This window comes from Mesorhizobium sp. M7A.F.Ca.CA.002.05.1.1 (assembly GCF_003998335.1).
Classification (GTDB): Bacteria; Pseudomonadota; Alphaproteobacteria; order Rhizobiales; family Rhizobiaceae; genus Mesorhizobium.
The window spans coordinates 1-5,569 of the sequence record NZ_RZQI01000368.1; the positions used below are offsets into that span (position 1 = coordinate 1).

Below are 5,569 nucleotides of genomic sequence, written 5' to 3' on the forward strand. Positions count from 1 at the left end.
AGGTGCCGCGCATCCGAACCCGGCTGTCGCCGACCCTGGAACTCGAGATTGCCGTTCCCGAGGGCAACTGGCTGGCTGCGCCAAGTATCGAGAGCGACCGCGCGGTATCGGCCTATCTCGGCTTCGAGGCCTCGATCCGGCCGTTTCGTCGCGAGAATGCCGCGCCTGACTATTCCGGCCCGCTGACGGCGGAGCGTTATCGCAAGGCGCCGATCCATCTGTTGACCACGGCTTCGCTGGCGCGCCTGAAGGCATTGCATCCGGAAGGCACCCCCGATCCGCGCCGTTTTCGTCCCAACATCGTCGTCGACATGGCGGCACTCGAAGGGTCGTTTCCGGAGACGGAATGGATCGGCCGCAAGCTTGCCATCGGCGACCTGTTGCTGACCATCTCCGAACCCTGCCGCCGCTGCGGTTTCACCATCATCGCCCAGGATGGCTTCGACCATGATCCGGCGATCCTGCGCAATCTGGTTCGCCATAACGCCCACAATCTCGGCGTCTATTGCACGGTCGACCGGCCGGCGCGCGTCGAAACCGGCGACGCGATGCGCTTCCTGTAAGCTATCGATACAGATCCGCCCGCGTCGGCGGCAGGCCGCTTGGACCACGCGCGCGCTTGGTCACGACGGTCTGGAAAATCTGCGCCGAGGCGCGTTCGAAGGTGATCGAACAGCCCGTCAGGTAAAGCAACCATAGCCGTGCCTTGGCTTCGCCCACCTCGGCGATTGCCTCGTCGAACCTTTCGTGCAGCCGCTCCGCCCACAGTCTGCAGGTGCGGGCATAGTGCTCGCGCAGGTTCTCGACATCGTAGACGAGAAAACCATGCGCCTCGAGATTGCCTGTTGTCATTCCGATCGTGTCGAGTTCGCCGCCGGGGAAGATGTATTTGAGCAGCGCCTTGTACTCCGGCCCCTTGCGCAGGGTCTTCTTCATGTCGCCCTTGCTGCGCCGGGTGATGGCGTGGTGCAGATAGATGCCGCCCGGCTTCAGCAGGCGATGAATGGTCTTGAAATAGGTGGCGTGGTTGGCGAGCCCAAGATGTTCGAACATGCCGATCGACGAGATCTTGTCGAACGAGCCGGTGAGTTCGGCATAGGATTTGATCTCGATGGTGATGCGGTCCTCCAGCCCTTCGGCGCGGATGCGTTCGCGGGCAAGATCGGTCTGCGCCTGCGACAGCGAGACACCGTGGCCGATAACACCATAGTTCTTCGCGGCATGGATGAGCATCGCTCCCCAGCCACAGCCGATGTCGAGCAGTCGTTCGCCAGGCTTCAGCCGGAGCTTGCGACAGATATGGTCGAGCTTGTCGATCTGCGCCTGGTCGATGCTGTTGGCGAAATCCTTGAAGTAGCCGCAGCTGTAGACCATGCGCTCGTCGAGGAAGAGCCGGTAGAAGGCGTTCGAAATGTCGTAGTGATGCTGGATCGCCTCCTGGCTCGAACCGCTGACATAGGGATTGCGCCCCGACAGATCGGTCCGCGCCGTCATCTGCTTGCGCGCCAAAAGCACGGAAGGCAGGTCGCCCAGGATCGCCATTTTCGGCAGCGATTTGAGCTTGGTTCTGAGCTTGCCTTGCGACGGCAGGGCATAAAAGTCGAAAATCGTCCCGTCTTCGATGTTGATCGTCTTGGAAATCCACATCTCGATCAGCGTCGACAGGGACGGCCGCTTCACGATCTGCCAGACGATGTCCTGGTCGTTGATGGTGAGCACCGGACCCGTGGCGGGGCCGATCCGCTCCCCGGTCCATAGCCTGACGGCAAACCCCGGTTTCAATGTTTCGATCACCGTTCGAACGATGCGAGCGGCCTTTTCGGCTGCCTCCATGCGACTCCTCCGAATGCTGGCCCCAGGCAGAAGTTTGCCCGGCCGGCCTGGCAATCGCAAGCGGCTCGCACCAAGCCCCCCGTTGGCTAATTTCAGACCTGCACCTTGTCTTTTGCTGCAATGCACCCCATCATCAGTATGTGTTCAACAAATCGAAAGGAGGTGATCCGATGTCGAGTGATTTCGTTTTCCAGAACGTGGCCTCAGCGGATTGCACTTTCGGGAAGCAGTCTTCCCGTTAAGGCGCGAAATGCGCGGCGGGTGACCCGATAGGTCGCCGCCAAGGCCGCGCCACGGACGGAAACACGGAAGGCCGCCGGCTTCGAAAGAAGCGGCGGCCTTTTCCGTTTGCGGACTACTGGGTCAATGCGACCTTTTCGGTGTTGCGAATGATCTCCTGAAAGGCGTCGTCCAATTCGGCTCCGGTGGACACGTCGAAGAAATGCCTCTTGGCGGCGGAGGTATCCTTCGACGAACAGTCCTTCAGCACCGCCTTTGCCTGATCCCGCTCGGTTGCCGACATGTCCTTGTCGTCCAGATCGAAGCCAATGGTGAAAATCTCGATGCCATCATTTTTCATATTTTCGCACAGCGTTTCGGCGTTGCCGCGCGCAAGGTTGCCCTGGCTATTGTACCTGTCCCCAGCCCCGGCGAAGGCGGTATTGAACTGGCCATCGGTCATCAGGATCGCGACCTTGGCGATCTTCTTCGGATCGGCATCCGAGGCGCCTTTGCCGAGACCGGCGTTCCTGATTGCAGTGCGCCATTGCGGCGACAGCATATAATAGGTCCACTGAATGGCGATCGCGCCGGCCGTGTAGCCATCGGCCTGGAAGTCCTCGATCGATTCAAGCAATGCATCGGAGTCGGCGGTCAGCGGGATCACCTCCGCACCAGGGCACCTGTTCATACCTCCGCCGAGATGATCGTCCCGGTTGACCAGGGCATAGTATTTCTTGCCGTTCCTGTCGGTGCGAACAGTGCCTGGGCCGTCGGCGCTCATATCTGCGTTGCCGTTCTTGTCCTTGCGCTCGGTGGCGCAATTGTCGGGGCGTGGCATCGCCGCGCCGACAATGGAGATGTAGTCGCTGAAGGACGGCAGCAGATTTTTGCCTGTCTTGGCGACGAGAAGCGGACTGCCGGCGACGGGTGGGAGCTCAGAGCTGCCTTGCTTCTCGGCATAGATGTTTTCCGCCAGCTTGCCGGCGTTGACGCCAGATGCATAAGGCACAATCGCTACGCGGATGCGGGGGTTCTGCGGATCCTGCTTCTGCAGCATCGTCAGAACAGCATTTTTTGCAGCAGCTTTCAGATCGCCGATCTTGTCGACCTTGCCGCGCTTGGCCATCGATCCCGTTATGTCCAGCATCATCGCCACTTCGACGGTCTTGTCCGAATAGAGCGCCGTTGTGGAAGCGGTGACGCGTTTCATGTCGCCCGTGCCGAAAATCGGAAAGTACAGCGCGACATCGATATGGGCGTCGGCCTGAACCGTCTTGGCAGTCCTGTCGACGATCAACCTGTCGAGCACGATCTGGTCGGCCTGCAGAATGCCTGCTTGGCTGTTGGCGTCGAGAAAGGCCTGCACCGATGTGTCGGCATCGGCTTCGTTGGTGGCGCCGGTCGTCAGGTCGCGTGCCGTCGACGTGACCGCGGCGTCGACCACGCTCTGGAGGCTCGATCTGGCATTGTAGAGCTGCGATACGTTGACCGAGAAGCCCGCTGCCAGCGCCAAGACCGAGGCGCTAAGGCCGAACAGGACCGCGAAATTTCCACCGCGATCCCTGGCGAAGCCGCCGACCGCGTGAACAAGACCCCCGTAATTCCGCATCCTACAGCCTCCACTCGCCTCGGCCTCGTCGCCGCGGAAAGGGCAATGCAGGATTCCCGCCGGATGATGCCTTGGCCTGGCAGAGAGCTCGCCTCCCAACAGCAAGTCATTGTTTTTGTTGAATTTTGGAACCCGCAAAGGTGAACGGTTGGTAAACGGGAACGCACCGTGGCGCTCGCGTTTACCGGCCGCTTACCATGATCTGGCCCAAGGCATCGCGACGCCATCGACGGCGTCCTGTTGCGGCACAAGCTCACTGTGCCGAAGCGGACCATGTGTCCCGAAAGTTGCGCCTAGAAAGAACCTCCCTGCCACCCTGTCGCATCGGTAGGCGTCGCGATTACGCCAGCATCTGTGCGCTGACGGTCCTGTCGATGCCGTGGTAGGGCGGGTTGAACAGATTGCCTTCCTGTTCATAGGTCCACACCTTGAACAGGCTGAGCCGGTGGGGGCCGAAACTGTGCAGCAGCGGCACGTCGGTGGCGTCGCGGCCGCGGGCGATGACGATACGGCCGATTCTGGGCGTGTTGTGGCGAGGATCGAACGTGTACCATTTGCCATCGAGGAACACTTCCAGCCACGCCGAGAAGTCCATCGGCGCCGGATCGGCTGGCACGCCGATATCGCCGAGATAGCCGTTCACATAGCGTGCCGGAATATTCATGCAGCGGCAAAGCGTGATCGCCAGATGGGCGAAGTCGCGGCAAACCCCGACGCGCTCCTCATGCGCCTGAGCCGCGGTGCGGGTCGAGCGCGCATAGCCATAGCCGAACGACAGCCGGTTGTGGACATAGTCGACGATCGCCTGCACGCGCGCCCAGCCGGACGGGATGTCACCGAAGAGCTGCCAGGCCAGGCTGCTCAGATGATCCGTCTCGCAATAGCGGCTGCCCAGGAGATACCCGAGAACTTCGTCCGGCAGGTCCGCCACCGGCACTTCCCTGGCCAGCGTGTTTACCTCGTCCGTCTCGCCGCTGTCCTCGACGACCGCGTCGTACAGGATGCGAAAACCACCGGCGGGCGCTGTGAAGCGCCGGCAGGCATTGCCATGCAGATCGTGGTACAGCCTTGTCGGCACCGCGGGCGAGGTCAGCACCCGCGTCTGCCGCTTGATGTCGCCCTGCCTGTCCCGATGGATCTCGAGCACTGAAATCACCGGCGTGGCGGCTACGCATTCGATGGCGATTTCGTAGCCGAGCCGGATCAGCACCGTTGGTCCCCCTTCGATCGTTGTTGTGAGAAGCAGTCCTTCCCAAACGCCCGGAGGATATCGTGGTTCCCTGGGCCGATCGAAAAGCACGCCCCCGTGTCTTCCCCTGCCGCAGTCGAGACGTTAGGTTCGGCCACCCGACCAAGCGCCTCCCCGGACTCAAGGAAAATCATGTATTCAGGCAGAAAATTCGCGGCCTTCCTCTTCGACATGGACGGCACGCTCATCAATTCCATCGCCTCGGCGGAACGGGTGTGGAGCAATTGGGCTCTCCGCCAGGGGCTCGACGTCGCCGCCTTCCTGCCGACGATCCATGGCGTGCGCGCGATCGAGACCATCACCGGCCTGGCACTGCCGGGCGTCGACCCGGCATACGAGGCTGATCTGCTGCTGAAGGCCGAGGCGGCCGATCTCGATGGCATTATCCAGATATCAGGCGCCGTGGCATTTCTCGATTCGCTGCCGCCCGAACGCTGGGCAATCGTCACCTCCGCCCCACGTGAGCTGGCGCTGTTGCGCATGAAGGCCGCCGGCATCCCCGTCCCGGCCATCATCGTCGCGGCGGAAGATGTCTCCCGCGGCAAGCCGGCGCCCGATTGCTTCCGGCTTGGCGCGGAACGGCTCGGCTTCGACGCGCGCGATTGCCTCGTCTTCGAGGATGCTCCAGCTGGCATCGCGGCAGCCGAAGCGGCGGG

At 61.8% G+C, this 5,569-nt stretch carries 5 protein-coding genes; 2 read left to right on the forward strand and 3 right to left on the reverse strand.

What is annotated here, in order from left to right:
* The coding region (locus tag EN939_RS18875) for an MOSC domain-containing protein (RefSeq protein ID WP_127269217.1) at positions 1 to 563 on the forward strand (563 nt) is incomplete at its 5' end.
* 1 nt (position 564) lies between these two features.
* On the opposite strand, the gene EN939_RS18880 is transcribed toward EN939_RS18875, so the two are convergent.
* From EN939_RS18880 to EN939_RS18890, 3 genes are all read right to left on the reverse strand, one after another.
* Entirely contained in the window at positions 565 to 1,833 is a 1,269-nt protein-coding gene (locus EN939_RS18880; RefSeq protein WP_127269218.1) for an SAM-dependent methyltransferase, read from the reverse strand.
* 355 nt (positions 1,834 to 2,188) lie between these two features.
* Positions 2,189 to 3,664, reverse strand: a complete 1,476-nt coding sequence (locus EN939_RS18885) for a TadE/TadG family type IV pilus assembly protein (protein ID WP_127269219.1) — start codon at positions 3,662 to 3,664, stop codon at positions 2,189 to 2,191.
* 340 nt (positions 3,665 to 4,004) lie between these two features.
* Positions 4,005 to 4,874 (reverse strand): transglutaminase-like domain-containing protein, encoded by an 870-nt coding sequence (locus tag EN939_RS18890; RefSeq protein ID WP_127269220.1) that lies wholly within the window; start codon positions 4,872 to 4,874, stop codon positions 4,005 to 4,007.
* 171 nt (positions 4,875 to 5,045) lie between these two features.
* Between EN939_RS18890 and EN939_RS18895 the strand changes: the two genes are divergently transcribed.
* A partial coding sequence (locus EN939_RS18895) for an HAD-IA family hydrolase (RefSeq protein WP_127269221.1) occupies positions 5,046 to 5,569 on the forward strand: 524 nt, incomplete at its 3' end.

Coding starts and splice junctions, on each gene's coding strand:
- EN939_RS18880 (WP_127269218.1), bottom strand. CDS start 1,833: ATGGAGGCAGCCGAAAAGGCCGCTCGCATCGTTCGAACGGTGATCGAA.
- EN939_RS18885 (WP_127269219.1), bottom strand. CDS start 3,664: ATGCGGAATTACGGGGGTCTTGTTCACGCGGTCGGCGGCTTCGCCAGG.